17 protein-coding genes and 2 pseudogenes are annotated in these 18,177 nt (G+C 63.6%); 15 read left to right on the top strand and 4 right to left on the bottom strand.

Annotated features, from left to right (window positions below; genetic code table 11):
- A pseudogene (locus HMPREF2656_RS12275) lies at positions 1-320 on the bottom strand (IS256 family transposase); the annotation flags it as partial.
- Positions 321-438: 118 nt separating this feature from the next.
- On the opposite strand from HMPREF2656_RS12275, the gene HMPREF2656_RS12270 reads away from it, so the two are divergent.
- The gene (locus HMPREF2656_RS12270; protein ID WP_070816921.1) at positions 439-1,086 is read left to right on the top strand and encodes a cation efflux transmembrane domain-containing protein; all 648 of its coding nucleotides are present in this window, start codon (positions 439-441) and stop codon (positions 1,084-1,086) included.
- Here the strand turns inward: HMPREF2656_RS12270 and HMPREF2656_RS12265 are convergent.
- Positions 1,083-1,712 carry a DNA-3-methyladenine glycosylase I gene (locus HMPREF2656_RS12265; protein ID WP_246825168.1) on the bottom strand — a complete coding sequence of 210 codons (630 nt, stop codon included), beginning with the start codon at positions 1,710-1,712 and terminating at the stop codon, positions 1,083-1,085. The genes HMPREF2656_RS12270 and HMPREF2656_RS12265 overlap by 4 nt on opposite strands.
- 52 nt (positions 1,713-1,764) lie before the next feature.
- Here HMPREF2656_RS12265 and HMPREF2656_RS12260 point away from each other — a divergent pair, with 52 nt between their 5' ends.
- Both HMPREF2656_RS12260 and HMPREF2656_RS12255 read left to right on the top strand, forming a co-directional pair.
- Positions 1,765-2,172 carry a DoxX family protein gene (locus HMPREF2656_RS12260; RefSeq protein ID WP_070483670.1) on the top strand — a complete coding sequence of 136 codons (408 nt, stop codon included), beginning with the start codon at positions 1,765-1,767 and terminating at the stop codon, positions 2,170-2,172.
- Entirely contained in the window at positions 2,165-2,800 is a 636-nt protein-coding gene (locus HMPREF2656_RS12255; RefSeq protein WP_070483668.1) for a zf-HC2 domain-containing protein, read from the top strand. The genes HMPREF2656_RS12260 and HMPREF2656_RS12255 overlap by 8 nt, the downstream gene beginning before the upstream one ends.
- Before the next feature lie 14 nt (positions 2,801-2,814).
- Here the strand turns inward: HMPREF2656_RS12255 and HMPREF2656_RS12250 are convergent, their stop codons facing one another.
- Positions 2,815-4,446 (bottom strand): dolichyl-phosphate-mannose--protein mannosyltransferase, encoded by a 1,632-nt coding sequence (locus HMPREF2656_RS12250; RefSeq protein ID WP_371440671.1) that lies wholly within the window; start codon positions 4,444-4,446, stop codon positions 2,815-2,817.
- Between the two features lie 40 nt (positions 4,447-4,486).
- Between HMPREF2656_RS12250 and rsmI the strand changes: the two genes are divergently transcribed.
- The 3 genes from rsmI to metG all read left to right on the top strand — a co-directional run bounded on the left by rsmI (position 4,487) and on the right by metG (position 9,182).
- Positions 4,487-5,347, top strand: a complete 861-nt coding sequence (gene rsmI, locus HMPREF2656_RS12245; protein ID WP_070451758.1) for a 16S rRNA (cytidine(1402)-2'-O)-methyltransferase — start codon at positions 4,487-4,489, stop codon at positions 5,345-5,347.
- A 97-nt stretch (positions 5,348-5,444) separates the two neighbouring features.
- Positions 5,445-7,253: a BCCT family transporter gene (locus HMPREF2656_RS12240; RefSeq protein WP_083279308.1), complete on the top strand. Its 1,809-nt coding sequence runs from the start codon at positions 5,445-5,447 to the stop codon at positions 7,251-7,253.
- A gap of 81 nt (positions 7,254-7,334) precedes the next feature.
- Positions 7,335-9,182 (top strand): methionine--tRNA ligase, encoded by a 1,848-nt coding sequence (gene metG, locus HMPREF2656_RS12235; RefSeq protein WP_246825167.1) that lies wholly within the window; start codon positions 7,335-7,337, stop codon positions 9,180-9,182.
- A 2-nt stretch (positions 9,183-9,184) separates the two neighbouring features.
- On the opposite strand, the gene HMPREF2656_RS12230 is transcribed toward metG, so the two are convergent.
- The gene (locus HMPREF2656_RS12230) at positions 9,185-9,577 is read right to left on the bottom strand and encodes a DUF3806 domain-containing protein (RefSeq protein WP_070771642.1); all 393 of its coding nucleotides are present in this window, start codon (positions 9,575-9,577) and stop codon (positions 9,185-9,187) included.
- A gap of 12 nt (positions 9,578-9,589) precedes the next feature.
- On the opposite strand from HMPREF2656_RS12230, the gene HMPREF2656_RS12225 reads away from it, so the two are divergent.
- From HMPREF2656_RS12225 to HMPREF2656_RS13195, 9 genes and pseudogenes are all read left to right on the top strand, one after another.
- A complete protein-coding gene (locus HMPREF2656_RS12225) occupies positions 9,590-10,426 on the top strand; it encodes a TatD family hydrolase (protein ID WP_070816919.1) in 837 nt (278 codons plus the stop codon).
- Between the two features lie 96 nt (positions 10,427-10,522).
- The gene (locus HMPREF2656_RS12220; protein WP_070421408.1) at positions 10,523-11,662 is read left to right on the top strand and encodes a resuscitation-promoting factor; all 1,140 of its coding nucleotides are present in this window, start codon (positions 10,523-10,525) and stop codon (positions 11,660-11,662) included.
- Positions 11,663-12,505, top strand: a complete 843-nt coding sequence (gene rsmA / locus HMPREF2656_RS12215; protein WP_070614878.1) for a 16S rRNA (adenine(1518)-N(6)/adenine(1519)-N(6))-dimethyltransferase RsmA — start codon at positions 11,663-11,665, stop codon at positions 12,503-12,505.
- Positions 12,498-13,442, top strand: a complete 945-nt coding sequence (locus HMPREF2656_RS12210; RefSeq protein ID WP_070816918.1) for a 4-(cytidine 5'-diphospho)-2-C-methyl-D-erythritol kinase — start codon at positions 12,498-12,500, stop codon at positions 13,440-13,442. Before rsmA ends, HMPREF2656_RS12210 begins: the two co-directional genes overlap by 8 nt.
- Positions 13,443-13,469: 27 nt before the next feature.
- Complete coding sequence (locus HMPREF2656_RS12205) at positions 13,470-15,266, top strand: ABC-F family ATP-binding cassette domain-containing protein (RefSeq protein WP_070816917.1); 1,797 nt, start codon at positions 13,470-13,472, stop codon at positions 15,264-15,266.
- Positions 15,267-15,286: 20 nt separating this feature from the next.
- Positions 15,287-15,610 (top strand): putative quinol monooxygenase, encoded by a 324-nt coding sequence (locus tag HMPREF2656_RS12200; protein WP_070483654.1) that lies wholly within the window; start codon positions 15,287-15,289, stop codon positions 15,608-15,610.
- 189 nt (positions 15,611-15,799) lie between these two features.
- On the top strand, positions 15,800-16,969 hold the full coding sequence (locus HMPREF2656_RS12195; RefSeq protein WP_083319548.1) for an NRAMP family divalent metal transporter: 1,170 nt from the start codon (positions 15,800-15,802) through the stop codon (positions 16,967-16,969).
- A 10-nt stretch (positions 16,970-16,979) separates the two neighbouring features.
- Positions 16,980-17,762, top strand: a complete 783-nt coding sequence (locus HMPREF2656_RS12190) for a putative hydro-lyase (protein WP_070816915.1) — start codon at positions 16,980-16,982, stop codon at positions 17,760-17,762.
- Positions 17,763-17,840: 78 nt separating this feature from the next.
- Positions 17,841-18,177, top strand: a pseudogene (locus HMPREF2656_RS13195) (HNH endonuclease); the annotation flags it as partial.

Below are 18,177 nucleotides of genomic sequence, written 5' to 3'. Positions count from 1 at the left end.
CCGTCGATGAAGATCTGGTCGTAGACCCTGCCTGCATGTCCGATGGTCGGATCAGGCACGTCAACCAGCCAAAAGGTATCGAATTTGCGCTGCAGCGTACGTGTCGAGCAGCTCATGTTGCCGGCGATCGCCGCAAGACTGGTCCCGGTGGTCAGGTGCTGGATGAACGCACGAAATAGGGCTGCGTTGGTGATATCGCTGCGCTGCTTGGTCAGTGAAGCACCGCAGATTTTGCACCGCCACCGGGTCGTCCCGTTGCTGGTGGTGCCGTTTCGTTTCATATCGCCGCCACAATGGCAGCGTGGTCGGTTCTTTGGCATTGGGCAACCGAACCACCGCTCCGTAGCACACCATGGCAGCCACACCGGGGATTTTCGCAAGAGAGGGCCAATATATGCTTTTGGAGCATATATTTTCCGCAAACGCGGAGTTCAGAGCATGAAAATCAACGATTCCGGACACACATTTTGTCGCTTAACCCGGATTGGTCACAGTGTCCGCGCAGTGCTCATCGTTGCGCTGCTGAACCTCGCGTACTTCTTCGTTGAGTTCGTCGCTGCGATATCGATTGGTTCCGCATCATTGTTTGCGGACTCGGCCGACTTCCTCGAAGACACCGCTATCAACCTGCTCGTGTTTGTTGCGGTTGCATGGCCTGCTTCGAGGCGACGCGCTGCCGGCAGTGTCCTCGCCGCCCTGATCTTGATCCCGGCGGTGGCAGCCGTGGTGACTGTGGTGGTCAAGATTTTGAACCCAGAGCCACCCTCACCGGAAGGGCTGACCGGTGTTGCGCTCGGCGCGCTGGCGGTCAACCTGATCTGTGCCGTGATCCTGCTGCGGCTGCGCGACGAAGGCTCGTCGCTTGCCACCGGCGCGTGGCTCGCGGCACGCAACGACGCGTTGGCCAACGTGCTCATCATCGTCGCGGGATTGCTGACCTTCGTGTGGCACACCGCATGGTTCGACATCATCGTCGGCGCGATCATCGCCGCGGTGAACTTTTCGGCGGCGAAGGAAGTGTGGGAGGCCTCCCGTGAGGAGTACGACTCGGTCGAGGACGCCTTCGCCGAAATGGACGACGACTAGTCCCACACTCCGGATCTGCCACGCTTCCACGTGCCGATGAGGTTCGTGTCCAAAATGCCGGTGGACTCCATCAGCGCGTACATGGTCACCGGTCCCACGAAGGTGAACCCCCGCTTCTTCAAATCCTTGGCTAACTGTGCAGACTCGTCGGATTGTGTCGGGACTTCCGCCATCGTGCGCGGGGCAGGGGTTGTTTCCGGCTTGTAGGACCAGATGAAGTCGCCCAGGTGCGTGCCCTCCTCGCGCAGGGCAAGTGTTGCCTTGGCGTTGGTCACGGCGGCTTGGAGTTTGCGGCGGTTGCGGATCAAGGTGTCGTCGTCAAGCAAATGCTCAATGCTCATGCCCGCGACCACCTCCGGGTCGAAGTTTGCGAAGGCGTCGCGGAACGCATCGCGCTTTTGCAGGATCAACCGCCACGACAAGCCCACCTGGAAGCCCTCGAGGCAGACGCGTTCAAACATGCCCCGCTCGTCGCGTACGGGGTCGCCCCATTCGGAGTCGTAGTAGTTGCGCAGTAGGGGATCGGTTGCGGCCCACGGCGGGCGGGCACGGCCGTCTTCGCCGACGACGGGCCAACCGACGGTGTCTGGAAGTTGGTCAGTTTCGTTCATCTTGTTTTCACTCATAACTATTGGACTCGTTTCTACCCCGTTTGGTTCCACGGGTACGCTCGTTGGCATGAATAGGCCTGCCGTACGTGACTTTGCGCTGCTCCTTTTGCGTCTTGTCCTCGGCACCGTATTTGTCGCCCGCGGGTTTCAGCACTGGTTTGACACCGGCATGGCGCAAACCGGGCGCGATTTCGCGGCACTCGGGGTGCCGCAGCCACAACTGTCCGCATACCTGACTGGTACCGCTGAACTTATCGGTGGGGCGTTTTTGGCAGTGGGGCTGCTCACCACAATCGTCGCGTCGGTGCTGGCGCTGCTCGTGCTCGCTGCGGGGTATTTCGTGCACCTGGATAACGGGTTCTTCGTGGAAAACGCCGGGATCGAGTACCCGCTGGTGCTAGCTGCGGCGTTGTTTATCATCATCGTGTTCGGCACCGGTCGTGCGAGTTTGGATGGGGTGTTAACGCGTGCTTAGCCACGAGGAAGTTCAGGCAGCGCTGTCTGCGCGTATCGACGGCGAACCGGCCGGTCTCGACGACGCCGTCGTCGACGCACACCTGGCGAGCTGTGATGAGTGCCAGGCCTTCCTCGACCAGGCCCTGGTGCTCTCCCATGAGTTCGTGCCGCAGGAGCGTCCCGCGATGGCTCCGCCGCAGGACCTGTCAGAGGTGATCCTGGCGAGCGTGGACGACGAGTGGCGCAAGCTCTCGCAACGGCGCGCATTCGGCCTTGCCATCGGGCGCACCCTGCTTTTCGCTATGGCGGTGGCGTGGGTGCTGTGGGCCATCAGCCTTATCGTTGCCGGTGGGGAAGAACCGGTGGTGGCGTCTAGCGCGTCTGTACGCCTCGGTGTGGCGCTCGCGCTGGCGTTTACGGCGTGGAAGCCGCGTCAGATCCCGGGCGTGCTGCTGATCGTGGGGTCGATGTTCACCTTCACGGTCGGCTTCGCGGTGCGCGACGCGGTCCTTGGCGCGGGTGAGTTTGAACCCGCCGCGGTATTCATCCCGTTTGTCAGCGTGATCGCGCTGGTGTGGACGTGGTTCGCGGACCGCGGCGGGGAAGTGCGCCGAGCGTGGCGCATTCTCGGCGCCAACCCGTTGTAGTTATTTCCAGCTGGTTATTTCCAGCTCGGCAGCCACATGAGGGATTCGTAGTAGGAATCCGGGATGCGCATGCCGTAGAAGATCGGGGACCAGTAGAAGAAGCTTGCCGCGACCAAGGCGATGTAGACCACGGCAGCGAGTTGGCCCCAGCGCATCTCAAAGCCTGCGACCTTGTTGACCCAACTCCACGTCACGGGTCCGCCCTTCTTCGCAAGGTTGCCCACCGCCAGTGCAAGCAGCACCGCCGTAAACGGCACGAGAGCAGTGGCGTAGAAGAAGTACATCTGGCGGTCGAATGCAGCCAGCCACGGGAGGAAACCGGCGGCGAAGGCGATCACCGGAACGATGACGCGGAAGTCCTTGCGGGTCAGCCAGACCCAGCACGCCCAGAGCAGGACTGGCACGGTGAGCCACCAGATGGCAGGGGTGCCGAACATGTAAATCATCTCGCGGCAGGTGCCATCGCCCGGGGCGACCTTGCACTCCAAGTCAGTGGCGGAGTAGTAGAGGATCGGGCGCGCAGAGACGAGCCATGCCCACGGCTTGGAATCCCACGGGTGAGAGTGCCCACTCGAGGAGGTCAGGGATGCGTGGAAGTTCAGGACGGAGAAGTGGTAGTACAGCCAGCCAGCGACGGAATCGGGCAGGTTTGTCAGCCAGGGCCAGTCGGAGCCGGCGATGGTGCCGTCGGCAAGCGAGTGGCGGTACACAGAGGTCTCGGATGCGAACCAGGCGCGCCAGGACCAGATGTAGAGCAGTGCCGGGATGAGCACGATCGAGGCGAGTGCGGCTGGGACGTCGCGAAGCAAGGTGCCAGCGACCGGCTTTTCCACGCCGTAGCGGCGGCGCAGGTAGAGGTCCCAGAACGACGACAGCAGGCCGAAGAACATGATGTAGTACAGGCCTGACCACTTCACCGACAGCGCAAGACCAAGGGCGACACCGGTGGCGAAGCGCCACCAGCGGAAGCCCATCCGTGGGCCGAACGGGCCGGTGCCGTCCAACTTGCCGGCCAGCCAGGCATCGTGCCAGCGGTGGTGCACCTCGCGCATGTCGCCGGCGAGCGTCCAGGCGGCAATGACGATAAACAGGACCTGGAAGATATCCAGCATGCCGAATTTGGCGGCGACGAGCAGGACGCCGTCGAAAAGCGCGATGATGCCCGCGACCACACCGATAGAGGTGGACTGGCTCACGCGGCGCGCGATGAGGAACACGAACACGATCACCGCGGTGCCAAACAGTGCGGTGATGATGCGCCAACCCAAAGGCGTGTAGCCGAAGATGGTTTCACCGAGCGCCAGCAGCTGCTTGCCCAGCGGCGGGTGCACGACAAGACCGTAGCCCGGGTTCGACTCAATGCCGCCGAGCACGGGGTTAAAGGAGCTACGCACCATGTCCCAGCCCTGCGGCACGTAGTGCTTCTCGTCGAAGACCGGGGTGCCGGAACTGGTCGGCTGGGTCAGCCCCAGGAACCTGGTAAACAGCGCGAGGACACCGATCACGCTGGCGGCGATGGTGTCGCGGCGTGTCCACGGCACCGATACGGGTGCCGTGGGGGCCGGTCGGCTCGGGCGGACTTTGCGCGCCGCGCCTGGTTCGTCTGGCGCCGGAGTGGCGTTGGAAGTGCTCGCGATAGTGGTCACGGACGAAGATACTAGCGCCTGACGCGTATGCTTCAGGCTTATGTCCGCCGAGCATGATCGTGAAACCCAGTTCCCAGCTACCGGAGTGGTGCTCGCTGCCACACCGCTGGGCAACATCGGGGACGCCTCTCCACGGCTCGTGCAGGCCCTTGGTCAGGCCGATATCGTCGCCGCGGAGGATACGCGTCGCACCCGCGCGCTGGCTGCGGCACTCGGTGTGGAGATCACCGGGCGCGTGGTGTCCAACTTCGACCACAATGAGGACGCGCGCTCGCGTGAGCTTCTCGACGCCGCCCGCACCGGCACCGTCCTCGTCGTCACGGATGCCGGCATGCCGATTGTTTCCGACCCAGGGCATTCGATCGTCGCCGCCGCCCACGACGCCGGCATCCCCGTGACCTGTATCCCGGGCCCGTCTGCGGTAACCACGGCACTTGCGCTGTCCGGGCTCAACGTCGGCCACTTCATCTTCGACGGCTTCGTGCCCCGCAAGGCCGGTGCGCGTCGGGCCTGGCTGGAATCCCTTATCGACGAGCGTCGCGCCGTCTGCTGCTTCGAATCCCCGCACCGCATCGCGCAGTTGCTTGACGACGCCGCCGACGTCCTCGGCGGTACACGCCGCGCCGCGGTGTGCCGGGAACTGACCAAAACCTATGAAGAGGTCAAGCGCGGCACTCTTGCAGAACTTGCCGAATGGGCAGCAGACGGCGTACGCGGGGAGATCACGCTTGTGATCGAAGGCGGGGAGCCTGAGCAGCCGGAAGCGGAAGATTTGGTGGGGAAGGTGCTTGAGCTCGTCGAGAAGGGCGAGCGTATGAAGGACGCTGCGAAACAGGTCGCCAAAGCGCACGGCGTGAAAGTAGGGGACCTGTATGATGCCGCGCTCGCTGCGCGCGGTTGAGTAAGTTCTCGCGACAACTCGGTTAGCACAAAGGTGTTATTTACGTTAGCCTGCTTGGGCACTTTTAAACACCTGAAAACTTCAAAGGAGTAACCGTATGTCTCAGCGAGACTCACAAAGGGATCCACACGATCCCGATGCGGAGACGCAGAGCACTGATCAATACGCACCCCAAGAAACTTCTGCAGCCAGCGAACTTGCTGCGCTGCTCGACGCCGACCGCGACGGCGTTGCGACGGACTACGTCGACCCGGAAGAGCGCATGGAGCGTGCCGCGGATGCAGAAGATGCCCCAGTGAACTGGGGCATTGTCATTCCGTTGGCCATTATTGTCGCGGCAATTGTCGGCTGGGGCCTGGCTGCCCCCGACAGCTTTTCCAACTTCGCCGATGCCGCCTTCACCTGGGTGATTGACAACCTGGGCTGGGCATTCGTCCTCGGCGGCACCATTTTTGTCATTTTTGTCATCGTGATTGCGGCGTCGAACTTCGGCACCATTCGCCTCGGCACCGCAGACGAGCGACCAGAATTTAAGACCACGTCATGGATCGCCATGATGTTCGCCGCCGGCATGGGCATCGGCCTGATGTTCTACGGCGCCGCAGAACCACTGGCGATGTACCTCGACGGCGTACCCGGCCACAACGAACGTGAAGTAGGCGCTGCCATGGCACAGACCATGTTCCACTGGACGCTGCACCCGTGGGCTGTGTACGCCATTCTCGGCCTGGCCATTGCGTATTCGACGTTCCGCCTTGGCCGCAAGCAGCTGCTGTCGAGCGCTTTCATCCCGCTGATCGGACAGAAGGGTGCTGACGGCTGGCTCGGTCGTCTCATTGATGCGTTCGCTGTGTTCGCCACCATCTTCGGCACCGCCTGCTCCCTGGGCCTTGGCGCGCTGCAGATCAGCTCCGGCCTGGAGGCGTCCGGCTTCGTGGACAACCCATCCACCAAGCTGACTATCGGTATTGTCTCCGTGTTGACCCTGGCGTTCCTGCTGTCCGCAATGTCGGGCGTGTCCAAGGGCATCCAGTGGCTGTCTAACGCCAACATGGTCATCGCCGCGATCCTGGCGATCTTCGTCTTTGTCTTCGGCCCGACCGTTGCGCAGCTGAACATGCTGCCGACCGCATTTGGTAACTACCTGCAGAACTTCTTCGAAATGGCAGCCCGCACCGCAGAGAGCTCCGACGGCCAGGCTGGTGACTTCCTCTCCGGCTGGACCATCTTCTACTGGGCGTGGTGGATCTCCTGGTCGCCGTTCGTCGGTACGTTCCTGGCTCGCATCTCCCGCGGCCGCACCGTGCGCGAGTTCTGCCTCGGCGTCCTGCTCGTCCCGGCTGGCCTGTCCACCGTATGGTTCGCCATCTTCGGCGGCACCGCCATCAAGATGGAGCAGGATGGCCAGTCCATCGTCGGCGGCGGCTCCAACGAGGAACAGCTGTTCAACCTGCTGCACGCCCTGCCGGGCGGCTACGTTGTCGGCGTGTTCGCCCTGTTGCTGCTGGGTACCTTCTTTATTACCTCCGCAGACTCGGCCTCGACCGTGATGGCGTCCATGACCCAGTCCGGCAAGACCGAAGCCAAGCCGTGGCTGGCCGCTATGTGGGGCGTGGCTACCGCATTCGTCGGTCTGACCCTGCTGATCTCCGGTGGTGCTGACGCGCTGAACTCTCTGCAGTCCGTCACCATCGTGGCCGCAACACCGTTCCTGTTCATCCTTATCGCGCTCATGTTCGCGATTGTGAAGGACATGTCCAACGACACCATTTACCTGGATAAGAAGGAACACGAGCGCTTCGCCCGCCAGCTGGCTATCGAGCGCCGCATGCACCGCGACCAAGCGCAACTCGACGCACGTCGCGAGCAAATGAAGAAGATGCTGAAGCCGCGCGCGAAGAACTAACGCGTAGCGTTTCGCACCTTCGTTGCTGGCCCCGCGGAGCAGTTTCATTGCTTAGCGGGGCCATAACTTATGCTGGGAGCCATGACTGCTGCTGATTCCACCCAGAACGTTCTTGTGTGTGTGGCCTGGCCGTACGCAAACGGCCCGCGCCACATCGGACACGTCGCCGGCTTCGGCGTCCCCTCCGATGTCTTCGCCCGCTACCAGCGAATGTCCGGCAAGAACGTGCTTATGGTCTCCGGCACCGACGAACACGGCACCCCGCTGTTGGTCCAGGCGGATAAGGAAGGCGTCAGCGTCAAGGAATTAGCGGACCGCTACAACAAGCAGATCGTCGAAGACCTCGCAGGCCTTGGCCTATCCTACGACCTGTTTACCCGCACCACCACCCGCAACCACTACGCGGTGGTCCAAGAACTGTTCCGCGGGTTGGACGCTAACGGCTACATGGTGAAGGAAACCACCAAGGGGGCGATCTCCCCGTCGACGGGCCGCACACTGCCGGACCGCTACATCGAGGGCACCTGCCCAATCTGTGGCGCAACCGATGCCCGCGGTGACCAATGCGACACCTGCGGCAACCAGCTGGACCCGGCAGACCTGATCAACCCGGTATCCAAGATCAATGGCGAGACCCCGGAGTTCGTCGAGACTGAGCACTACATGCTCGACCTGCCGTCGCTCCACGACGCACTCGAGGCGTGGCTGTCCACCCGCGAGGACTGGCGCCCGAACGTGTTGAAGTTCTCCCTGAACCTGCTCGAGGACATGCGTCCGCGCGCCATGACCCGTGACATCGACTGGGGCATCCCGATCCCAGTAGAGGGCTGGCAGGACAACCCGTCGAAGAAGCTCTACGTCTGGTTCGACGCCGTCGTCGGTTACTTGTCTGCCTCCATCGAGTGGGCCCACAACATTGGCAAGCCGGAGGCCTGGAAGGACTTCTGGCAGGACCCAGCCACCGAGGGCTACTACTTCATGGGCAAGGACAACATCACCTTCCACTCCCAGATCTGGCCGGCGGAGCTGCTTGGCTACGCGGGCAAGGGCTCCAAGGGCGGCGAGGTACACAGTCTTGGCGAGCTCAACCTGCCCACCGAGGTTGTCTCTTCTGAGTTCCTCACCATGTCGGGCTCGAAGTTCTCCTCGTCGAAGGGCGTGGTCATTTACGTCAAGGACTTCCTCAAGGAGTTCGGCCCGGACCCGCTGCGCTACTTCATCGCAGTCGCAGGCCCGGAGAACAACGACACCGACTTCACCTGGGACGAGTTCGTCCGTCGCGTGAACAACGAGCTGGCCAACGGCTGGGGCAACCTGGTCAACCGCACCGTGTCAATGGCGCACAAGAACTTCGGACAGGTGCCCGCGCCGGGCCCGCTGGAGGCGTCCGACGAGCGCATCCTGAACCTCGCGCAAGAAACCTTTGCTACCGCCGGTGCGGACCTGAGCGAGGCTCGGTTCAAGAACGCGATCACCAAGATCATGCACGTCGTTGGTGAAGCGAACGCCTACATCGCCGAGCAGGAGCCGTGGAAGCTGGCTAAGGACGAGTCCCAGCGTGAGCGTCTGGCCACCGTGCTGTGGACCGCGCTGCAGGTGGTGTCCGATTGCAACGCCATGCTCACCCCGTTCCTGCCGCACACCGCCCAGAAGGTCCACGAGACTCTCGGTCGCAGTGGTGTGTGGGCTGCTGAGCCGCGCATCGAGGAGATTGTCGACGACGCCGACTTCGACCTCGTCGGCGTCGGCCTTCCGGAGAAGGGCCAGAAGTACCTGACCATCACCGGTGACTACACCCAGCAGCAGGCCGTGTGGCAGCGCGTGGAGGTCACCCCGGGCACCGAATTGGCTAAGCCGCAGCCGTTGATTGCCAAGCTCGATCCTGAACTTGGTGAGACCGGCCCCGAATGGGCGCCGGTGCAGAAGTAGGCCTAGAGAAACTGGTTGAGGAACCCGGTGAGTTTGCCGGGTTCTTCGTCTTCAAAGCGCTGATCCACGACGACGAGCGGGGCGGTGTACTTCTCGTCCGCGCCGCCGGGATTCTTGACGACGACAAGATCGGTGCCGTAGTCGTCGATAAGCAATTGCCAAGAAAAGCCCTCCCGCACGAGCGCCTCGCCGAGTGCGGTGCCGTAGATGCGGGCGGTTTCGCCGCGAGGAAATGCACGCTGCACATCGCGGGGAAGCGCCAGGTAATCGGCAAGTTCCTCCTCGAACGAGGCGACGATATCCGCCGGGGAACCGTTGATGCCACGCCCGGCGGCTTCCGCCAGGTCGGCCTCAATTTGGGTGCGGGTGGCTGAGTCAATGTCTTCAAATGCCATAGGGTGCATCGTATGAGCAAAAAGAAGCCACGTCCCACTCCCGTGCCCGCCGAACCGATCGAAGGTCTTGTCGATGCACACACGCACCTCGCGTCCTGCGGGGCGCGCACCGCGGAAGAGATCGACGCGTTTGTCCAGCGTGCCGTAGCTGCCGGGGTCAAGCGCATCTGCACCGTCGGCGACGGCCTCGACGAAGCCGAACTGGCGCTTCAGGCCGCACATCTCAACGAGCGCGTGTTTGCTGCGTGCGCGATCCACCCGACCAGGGCGCATGAACTTGACGACGACGCCCGCGCCCGCCTACAGACCATGGCCGCCGACGCGCGCTGCGTGGCGGTGGGGGAGACCGGCATCGATACGTACTGGCTCAAACACGACGCGGAACGCACCGCACCGCTGGACGTGCAGGAGGAGGCGTTTCGCTTCCACATCGACCTGGCCTGCGAGTCCGGCAAGGCGCTGATGATCCACAACCGTGAGGGTGATGCGGAGATCATGCGGATTCTCGACGACGCCCCGCGCCCCGAACACGTCATCTTGCACTGCTTCTCCTCGCCACTGGACGTGGCACGCGAGGCGATCGAGCGTGGCTACGTACTGAGCTTCGCGGGAAACGTCACGTTCAAGCGCAACGAGGAACTGCGCGAGGCCGCCCGCCTGGCGCCTGCCGGCCAGTTGTTGGTGGAGACGGACGCGCCGTACATGACGCCGGAGCCGTTCCGCGGCGCGCGCAACGAGCCATCGCTTATCGGCCACACCGCGAAGGTGTTGGCCGAAGTCCGCAACATGGATGTGGCCGATGTGGCACGTGATATCAGTGAGACGTTTTCACGCGTCTGCGGGGTGTGACCTGGAACATTAGTGCGCGTCGGTCCTTGTGTCCCGGCGGGCGTTACCGTATTGTTACCGAAGTTGCTTTACGTTAACCCCTCGGAGGAAGCGCGCATGTCTCGTCAGATCAAGCGGATCAACCCGAAGAACTCCGCCGCAAAACGCGTCGCGGTTGGCACTGTCGCCGGCGCCGTGCTCGTCGGTGGCGCGGGCACCGCGCTGGCTTCCCAGAAGCAAATCACCGTGGATGTCAACGGTGAGGAAACCAACGTCCGCACCTACGCCGCCGACGTCGCAGGCGTACTGCAGTCCGCGGGCGTTGACGTTGACCCGCAGGACCTTGTCTACCCAGCGCCGGGGGAGAAGATCTCGCGTGGCGATACCGTCACCGTGCGCACCGCCAAGCCGGTCGCCGTTGTCGTCGACGGTGTTGCCCAGCAGATCACCTCGACCGCCAGTACCGTCGGCGAACTGCTCGAGGAAGCCGGCGTTACCTCCGCCGCGGGCGTGGACATCGACCGCGACGAGACGGTCACCGAAGGCCTCAACGTGGACGTGACCACCCCGAAGATCGTGGCACTTCGCGACGGCGGCAACCTCACCTACGTCTCCGCCGCCGCCAAAACCGTCGGCGACCTGCTGTCGGCGCGTGGCGTCACCTTCGATAGCGACGACCGTTTGAACCATGCGCTCGCCGACGCGATCGTGCCGGGCATGGAAATCGTCCTCGACCGCGTCAACACCATCGACCGCCCAGAGACCGTCGCGGTGGAAGAACCCGCCGAATACATTGACGACGACACCCTCGACGAAGGCACCGAAGAAGTCCGCGAAGAAGGCGTGCAGGGCGAAAAGCAGATCATCCACCGCACCGTGACCGTCAACGGTGTTGTCGAATCCGAAGGCGTTGCCGAGGAGAAGGAAACCAAGAAGGGCAAGCCCGCCGTCATCGCGCGTGGCACCAAGCAGACGGGCAACACCGGCGCGGCAGCCCCTGCCGTGGCTAACGGTTCCGTCTGGGACGCGATCGCAGCCTGCGAATCCGGCGGCAACTGGTCCATCAACACCGGCAACGGCTACCACGGTGGCCTGCAGTTCAACCCGGGCACCTGGGCAGCCTACGGCGGCACCGCCTTCGCGCCGACCGCCGACCTGGCCACCCGCGAACAGCAGATCGCCATCGCCGAGCGCACCCAAGCCGCCCAAGGCTGGGGCGCGTGGCCTGCCTGCACCGCCCGTCTGGGCCTGCGCTAAATGGCCGGCGCGCAGCTGCTCGGTCCGGCCGAGATCCGCGAACTCGCGGCAGAACTCGACGTCACGCCTACCAAGAAACTGGGGCAGAACTTTCTGCACGACCCGAACACCGTGCGCATGATCGTCGGTGCCGCAGAGCTTTCGCCTGACGACGTCGTTGTGGAGGTTGGCCCGGGGTTGGGGTCGCTAACGCTTGGGCTCGTCGATACGGTTTCGCGGGTCGTCGCGCTTGAGATCGACCCACGTCTCGCCGGGCGCCTGCCTGCAACCGTTCAGGCGCGTGCGCCCGAGTACGCCGAACGCCTCACCGTGATTACCACCGACGCGCTGAAGGTGCGCCGCGACGACCTCGACGTCGAGCCAACAGCGCTGGTAGCCAACCTGCCGTACAACGTCTCCGTGCCAGTGCTGTTGCACCTGCTGGAGGAGTTCCCCACGATCAGGCGCGTGCTGGTCATGGTGCAAAAGGAAGTCGCCGACCGCCTCGCCGCGGTGCCCGGCTCCAAGATCTACGGCGTGCCGAGTGTCAAAGCTGCGTTCTACGGGGACGTCTCGCGCGCCGGCACGATTGGCAAGCACGTCTTCTGGCCCGCGCCGAACATCGAATCGGGGCTTGTGCGCATCGACGTCAACGACGACAACCCGCGCGAACTTCGCGAGCGCGTCTTCCCGATCGTGGACGCCGCCTTCGCGCAACGCCGCAAGACGCTTCGCTCCACACTTGCGGGCATCTACGGCTCGCCCGCAAACGCCGAAGCGGCCCTTCGCGCAGCGGGAATCGACCCAGGCCTGCGTGGTGAAAAACTTACCGTGGCCGACTTTGTACAGTTAGGCCATGCGTAAGTACGTCGCCTCCGCACCAGGCAAGGTCAACCTCCACCTCGGAGTAGGGGAGGCCCGCGCCGACGGCTATCACGACCTGGTCAGCGTCTTCCACGCCGTGGACCGCCGCGAAGTGGTCACGCTCGTCGCCTCTGACACGCTCACGGAGGGCCCCATCGTGCGCTCTATGCAGACCACGTTTTACGTCGACGAGCCGGAAGAGAGCATCGACGGGCCAACCAACCTGGCGTGGCGCGCGGTCAACGCAGTTGCTGAGCGTGCCGGGATCGCCCTTCCGGAGGTTCACATCGAGGTGGCCAAGCACGTCTTCGTCGCTGGCGGGATGGCGGGCGGTTCCGCCGACGCTGCCGCTGCACTGGTCGCCGCGAACGCGCTCGTGGCTGATCACGGCGAGCCGCTTACGGCTGAGACGTTGCACGAGTTGGCAGCGTCGCTCGGTGCCGACGTGCCGTTTTCGCTCATGGGCGGCACAGCACTCGGTACCGGCCGGGGTGATGAACTCGTCGAAATGCTGTCGCGCGGCCGTTTGAACTGGGTGTTCGTCAACCCCAAGGTGGGCATTTCCACCGGCGGAGCATTTTCGCTTCTCGACGACCTCCGCCACGGCAACCCAGCCCTCGTCCCACACCTCAACACCGCAGGCCTGTCCCAGGCGTTGACCTCGGGCGACGCGGCGCGGGTGGCAGAGGTGCTGCACAACGACCTCGACGCGGCAGCGCTGTCGATGCGCCCGCAACTCAAGCGGCTTATCGACGCTGCCAACGAAGCAGGCCTGCGCGCCATCGTGTCCGGCTCCGGGCCCACGGTCGCGGTGCTGTGCGAAAGCCTCGAGCACGCCCAATGGGTCGCCGAACACTTGGCGGAGCGATTCGAGGGCTACGAGATCTTCGTCGCCGAAGGACCCGACCACGGCGCGGTGCTCGAGACCGCCGATTAGGCAGGGTGCGTAGACTATGCACCCGATATGGCTAACCTGATCAACCTTGAAAACGTCTCCAAAACGTGGGGGCTGAAAACCCTGCTCGACGGTGTCTCCCTCGGCGTGCAAACCAACGACCGCATCGGCATCGTCGGCGTCAACGGCGGCGGCAAAACCACCCTGCTTGAAGTGCTCACCGGCATCGAGGAACCCGACGCGGGCCGCGTCTCCCACAACTCGGGCCTGCGCATGGCAGTGGTCACCCAGCGTTTCGACCTCGACGAAACCCTCACCGTCGGCCAAGCCGTCGTCGAACCACTCGGACTGCAAACCTTCGAGTGGGCCTCTAACGCCAAGGTGCGCGAGGTCCTTCAAGGCACCGGTGTGGCCGAGCTCGGCCTGGACACCCCGGTAGGCAACCTCTCTGGTGGCGAGCGTCGCCGCGTGAACCTCGCCGCGGCACTCGTGCAGGACCTCGACCTGGTCGTGCTCGACGAGCCAACCAACCACCTCGACGTCGAAGGCGTGCAGTGGCTCGCTGACCATTTGTTGTCGCGCAAGGTGGCGGTGGTCGTCGTCACGCACGATCGCTGGTTCCTCGACACCGTGGCCACCCTGACCTGGGAAGTCCACGACGGCACCGTCGATGTCTACGAAGGTGGCTACAACGACTGGACCTTCGCGCGCGCCGAACGTGCCCGCCAGGCCGACGCCATCGAGCAGCGCCGCCAAAACCTCGCCCGCAAGGAACTCGCGTGGCTACGCCGCGGCGCACCCGCACGCACATCGAAGCCGCGCTACCGCATCGAAGCCGCAGAAGCCCTGATCAAAGACGTCCCGCCGCCGCGCGACACCGTCGAACTCATGGCGTTTTCCAAGCAACGCCAAGGCCGTGTCGTCATCGAACTCGAAGACGCACGCATCGACGCCCCCGACGGCCGCACGCTCGTCGACCACCTCACCTGGCGCCTCGCCCCAGGCGAGCGCATCGGGCTTGTCGGCGTGAACGGCTCCGGCAAAACCACCCTCCTGCGCACCCTCGCCGGCGAATACCCACTCGCCGCCGGTAAACGCATCGAAGGCCAAACCGCACGCATCGGCTGGCTGCGCCAAGAACTCGACGACCTCGACCCGGAACGCCGCGTCATCGACGCCGTCGAAGACGTGGCCACCTACATCCAATTCGGCAAACGCGAAATGTCCGCCTCCCAACTCGCCGAACGCCTCGGCTTCTCCCCGAAACGCCAACGCACCCCCGTGCGCGACCTCTCCGGCGGCGAACGCCGTCGCCTCCAACTCACGCGCGTGCTCATGGCCGAGCCGAACATCTTGCTTCTCGACGAGCCCACCAACGACCTCGACATCGACACCCTCCAAGAGTTAGAAAACCTCCTCGACTCCTGGCCAGGCACGCTCGTGGTGATCTCCCACGACCGCTACCTCATCGAACGCATCGCGGACACCACCTACGCCCTGTTCGGCGACGGCACCTTAACCAACCTGCCTGGCGGTATCCAGCAGTACCTGGACCGCCGCGCCGCCGAGGACACCGCGACCGGACCGTTGGATTTGGGGGAGCGGGGGCAGGAGGTCGTCGACAAGCAAAAGGGTCTCAGTTCGCAGGAAGAGCGCGAGATCCAAAAGCAGATGAAGTCTCTGGAGCGCAAGATCGCGAAGGAAAGCGAGCGGGCAGAAGCACTCGAAGCCGAGATCACCGCACTGTCCGGGGCCGGCGACTTCGACGCCATCGGCGCCAAAACCAAAGAACTCAACGCCGCCAAAAACACCCGCGAGGAACTCGAAATGGAATGGCTCGAACTCGGCGAGCAGCTTGAAAGCTAACTCCGCGTAGGGTGGGGCGCATGATTCTGATCAACGTACGATTCAAGCCCCTGCCCGAACACGTCGAGAACTTCCGCGAACTGGTCAAAGACTTCACCGACGCCTCCCGCGCCGAAGAAGGCAACATCTTCTTCGACTGGTACCGCAACGAAGACAACCCCGACGAATACCTGCTCATCGAAGCATTCCACGACGACGCCGCCGAAGCCCACGTCAACTCCGACCACTTCAAGGCCGCGCAGGAATTCTTCCCGACGATCCTGAAGGAAACCCCGACCATCATCAACACCCTCATCGAAGGCAAGACCGAATGGGACAAGATGGCGGAATTCAAAGTCGACTAGGGGTAACCCGGGTGTGACGATGTGTGACGAGGTGTCACCCAGGGCGCTTTTATGCCCTAATATCACCCACGTCACATTCCCGTCATTGAAAGGAGTGCCCCCGTGACCGCTCCAAACCCCAACACCGGCGGCTCAACCGCAGCCGACGTACCCACCAAGCCGCCAGCAGCGGCACGAGGCATCGGCCCCATGGTCGGCGCCATCTTCCTGATGGCCACCTCCGCCATCGGGCCGGGCTTCCTCACCCAAACCTCCGTATTCACCGTGCAGATGGGCGCGGCATTCGCGTTTGCCATCCTGCTGTCCATCATCGTGGACATCGTCATCCAGTTGAACGTCTGGCGCATCCTCGGTGTCTCCGGCCTGCGCGCCAGCGAGCTCGCCAACGAGGTGCTGCCGGGCCTCGGCTGGTTCTTGGCCATCCTCGTCGGCATCGGCGGACTCGTCTTTAACATCGGCAACATTGCCGGCACCGGCCTCGGCGTCCAAGCGCTTACCGGCGACACCGTCGACCCGAAGATCGGTGGCGCCATCTCCGCCATCATCGCCATCTGCGTGTTCCTCTGGAAGCGCGCGGGTGCCGCCCTCGACGTCCTCGTCGGCATCCTCGGCGCACTGATGATCCTGCTCATGCTCTACGTCGCCATCTCCTCAAACCCGCCAGTAGCGGAGGCGATGCGCCAGTCCGTCGCCCCGGACGCCGTGGATTTCAAGGTCATCACCACACTCATCGGCGGTTCCGTCGGCGGCTACATCGTGTTCGCCGGCGTGCACAGGATTATCGACGCCGGCCACACCGGCCCCGAAAACCTCGACTACATCTCCCGCTCCTCGGTCACCGGCATCATCGTCACTGGTATCATGCGCGTGCTGTTGTTCCTCGCGGTGCTTGGTGTCGTCGCAACGGGCGTTGCTCTGTCTAAGGACAACACCGCCGCAGACGTCTTCTACCAAGCCGCAGGCGACATCGGCCGTCGCATGTTCGGCCTCGTCCTGTGGGCTGCGGGCCTGTCCTCGGTCATCGGCGCATCGTTCACCTCGATCTCGTTTTTGACCAAGCAGGGCTTCGACCCGAAGAAGCGCGGCTGGCTCACGGTCGGCTTCATCGTCATCTCCACCGTTATCTACCTGTTCGTTGGCTCTGCACCGCAGAAGCTCCTCATCTTCGCAGGCGCCTTCAACGGTCTGATCCTGCCGATCGGTTTCGCCGTCGTCCTCTACGTCGGTTTCTTCCGCAAGGACCTGCTGCGTGGCTACAAGCCCCCGATGTGGATGCTCATCGTCGGTGCGATCACGCTGGTTGGTTGCGCCTGGATGGGCTGGAGCTCGATCAGCACCCTGCCGAAGTTGTGGGCGTAGTCTGAAGGGCATGCAGCCCGCCTCTATGACCCCAGCGCAAGCCCGCGCGTTGTTCCGCACCACCGAGGTGCCGACAACGGCGGGCTTTTCCGCTGGTTACGCCCAAGCCAACCTGATCGCGCTGGATAAGAAGTACGCGTTCGATTTCCTGCTGTTCGCGCAGCGCAACCCGAAGCCGTGCCCGATCCTGGGGGTGTTGGAGCCGGGGCAGGTGGCGTCGTCGCTACTCGAGGGTGGCGATATTCGCACCGACATTCCCGCCTACCGCGTGTTCAAGGACGGCTCGCTTATCGACGAACCCCTCAACGCCACCGAATACTGGACCGACAACACCGTCGCGTTTCTCATCGGCTGCTCCTTCACCTTCGAGGCGGCGCTGCTGGACAACGGGGTTCCCGTCGCGCACATCGAGCAGGGGCGCAACGTGCCGATGTATATGACCAACATCGACTGCGAACCTGCCGGGGTGTTTTCCGGCAAGATGGTCGTCTCCATGCGGCCGATTCCTGCGTCGCAGGTGGCTGATGCGGTGCGGATCACGTCGCGTTACCCGGCCGTGCATGGTGCGCCCGTGCATGTGGGGGATCCGGCCGCGATCGGTATCGACGACCTTGATACGCCCGACTTCGGCTCCGCCGTGGACATCCCCGCGGGCACCGTGCCGGTGTTCTGGGCGTGTGGGGTCACGCCGCAGTCGATCGTTATGTCGTCGAAGCCCGATCTGGCGATCTGCCACGCGCCGGGGAAGATGCTCGTCACCGACGCCCGCGACCTCGCCTACCAGGTGCCTTAGGGGTTATCCACAGGGGCGTTTTTGTAAATTTCACAGGCTCGCAGAGGTGGGTTGCGGGTTTGGTCTAGCGTCTTGGGCATGAATTCGTTCGAGGTGTTAGTGCAGGCGATGTCGGCCGCAGCGTTAGAGACGCTGGCTGACTTCGACCTTGAGGTTGCACTCGCCTCGGGCTTTGCACCCGATCGTGCGCGAGCCTGGGCGCGGCTGCGGGATGTGTACTTCGGGCGCACCAAGTTCACGCGCAAGCAAAAGACAGCCAGTTCTTTAGCGCGGGGTTTCTCCCTCGACGAGCTGGTGTTGATCGAGCGGCGTATCGCACCGGTGAAAGATGCGTCCCAGCGGTGGGCGCTGCGCCTTGCCTTACTTGAGGTCGAAGGTGGGTATCGGGCGATTGAGGCAGCGGCACGCACGTTGG

This window comes from Corynebacterium sp. HMSC034B08 (genome assembly GCF_001835805.1).
In the GTDB taxonomy this organism is placed as follows: domain Bacteria; phylum Actinomycetota; class Actinomycetes; order Mycobacteriales; family Mycobacteriaceae; genus Corynebacterium; species Corynebacterium coyleae.
Note: the sequence above shows the minus strand (reverse complement) of the source record. Positions and strands in the feature narration are given on the sequence as shown.

Excerpts from the sequence above, each read along its gene's own strand:
- HMPREF2656_RS12270 (WP_070816921.1), top strand. The coding sequence starts at position 439 with ATGAAAATCAACGATTCCGGACACACATTTTGTCGCTTAACCCGGATT.
- HMPREF2656_RS12205 (WP_070816917.1), top strand. The coding sequence starts at position 13,470 with ATGGCTAACCTGATCAACCTTGAAAACGTCTCCAAAACGTGGGGGCTG.
- HMPREF2656_RS12225 (WP_070816919.1), top strand. The coding sequence starts at position 9,590 with ATGAGCAAAAAGAAGCCACGTCCCACTCCCGTGCCCGCCGAACCGATC.
- HMPREF2656_RS12195 (WP_083319548.1), top strand. The coding sequence starts at position 15,800 with ATGGTCGGCGCCATCTTCCTGATGGCCACCTCCGCCATCGGGCCGGGC.
- HMPREF2656_RS12220 (WP_070421408.1), top strand. The coding sequence starts at position 10,523 with ATGTCTCGTCAGATCAAGCGGATCAACCCGAAGAACTCCGCCGCAAAA.
- rsmI (WP_070451758.1), top strand. The coding sequence starts at position 4,487 with ATGTCCGCCGAGCATGATCGTGAAACCCAGTTCCCAGCTACCGGAGTG.
- HMPREF2656_RS12240 (WP_083279308.1), top strand. The coding sequence starts at position 5,445 with ATGTCTCAGCGAGACTCACAAAGGGATCCACACGATCCCGATGCGGAG.
- HMPREF2656_RS12260 (WP_070483670.1), top strand. The coding sequence starts at position 1,765 with ATGAATAGGCCTGCCGTACGTGACTTTGCGCTGCTCCTTTTGCGTCTT.
- HMPREF2656_RS12265 (WP_246825168.1), bottom strand. The coding sequence starts at position 1,712 with ATGAGTGAAAACAAGATGAACGAAACTGACCAACTTCCAGACACCGTC.
- metG (WP_246825167.1), top strand. The coding sequence starts at position 7,335 with ATGACTGCTGCTGATTCCACCCAGAACGTTCTTGTGTGTGTGGCCTGG.
- HMPREF2656_RS12210 (WP_070816918.1), top strand. The coding sequence starts at position 12,498 with ATGCGTAAGTACGTCGCCTCCGCACCAGGCAAGGTCAACCTCCACCTC.
- rsmA (WP_070614878.1), top strand. The coding sequence starts at position 11,663 with ATGGCCGGCGCGCAGCTGCTCGGTCCGGCCGAGATCCGCGAACTCGCG.
- HMPREF2656_RS12190 (WP_070816915.1), top strand. The coding sequence starts at position 16,980 with ATGCAGCCCGCCTCTATGACCCCAGCGCAAGCCCGCGCGTTGTTCCGC.
- HMPREF2656_RS12230 (WP_070771642.1), bottom strand. The coding sequence starts at position 9,577 with ATGGCATTTGAAGACATTGACTCAGCCACCCGCACCCAAATTGAGGCC.
- HMPREF2656_RS12200 (WP_070483654.1), top strand. The coding sequence starts at position 15,287 with ATGATTCTGATCAACGTACGATTCAAGCCCCTGCCCGAACACGTCGAG.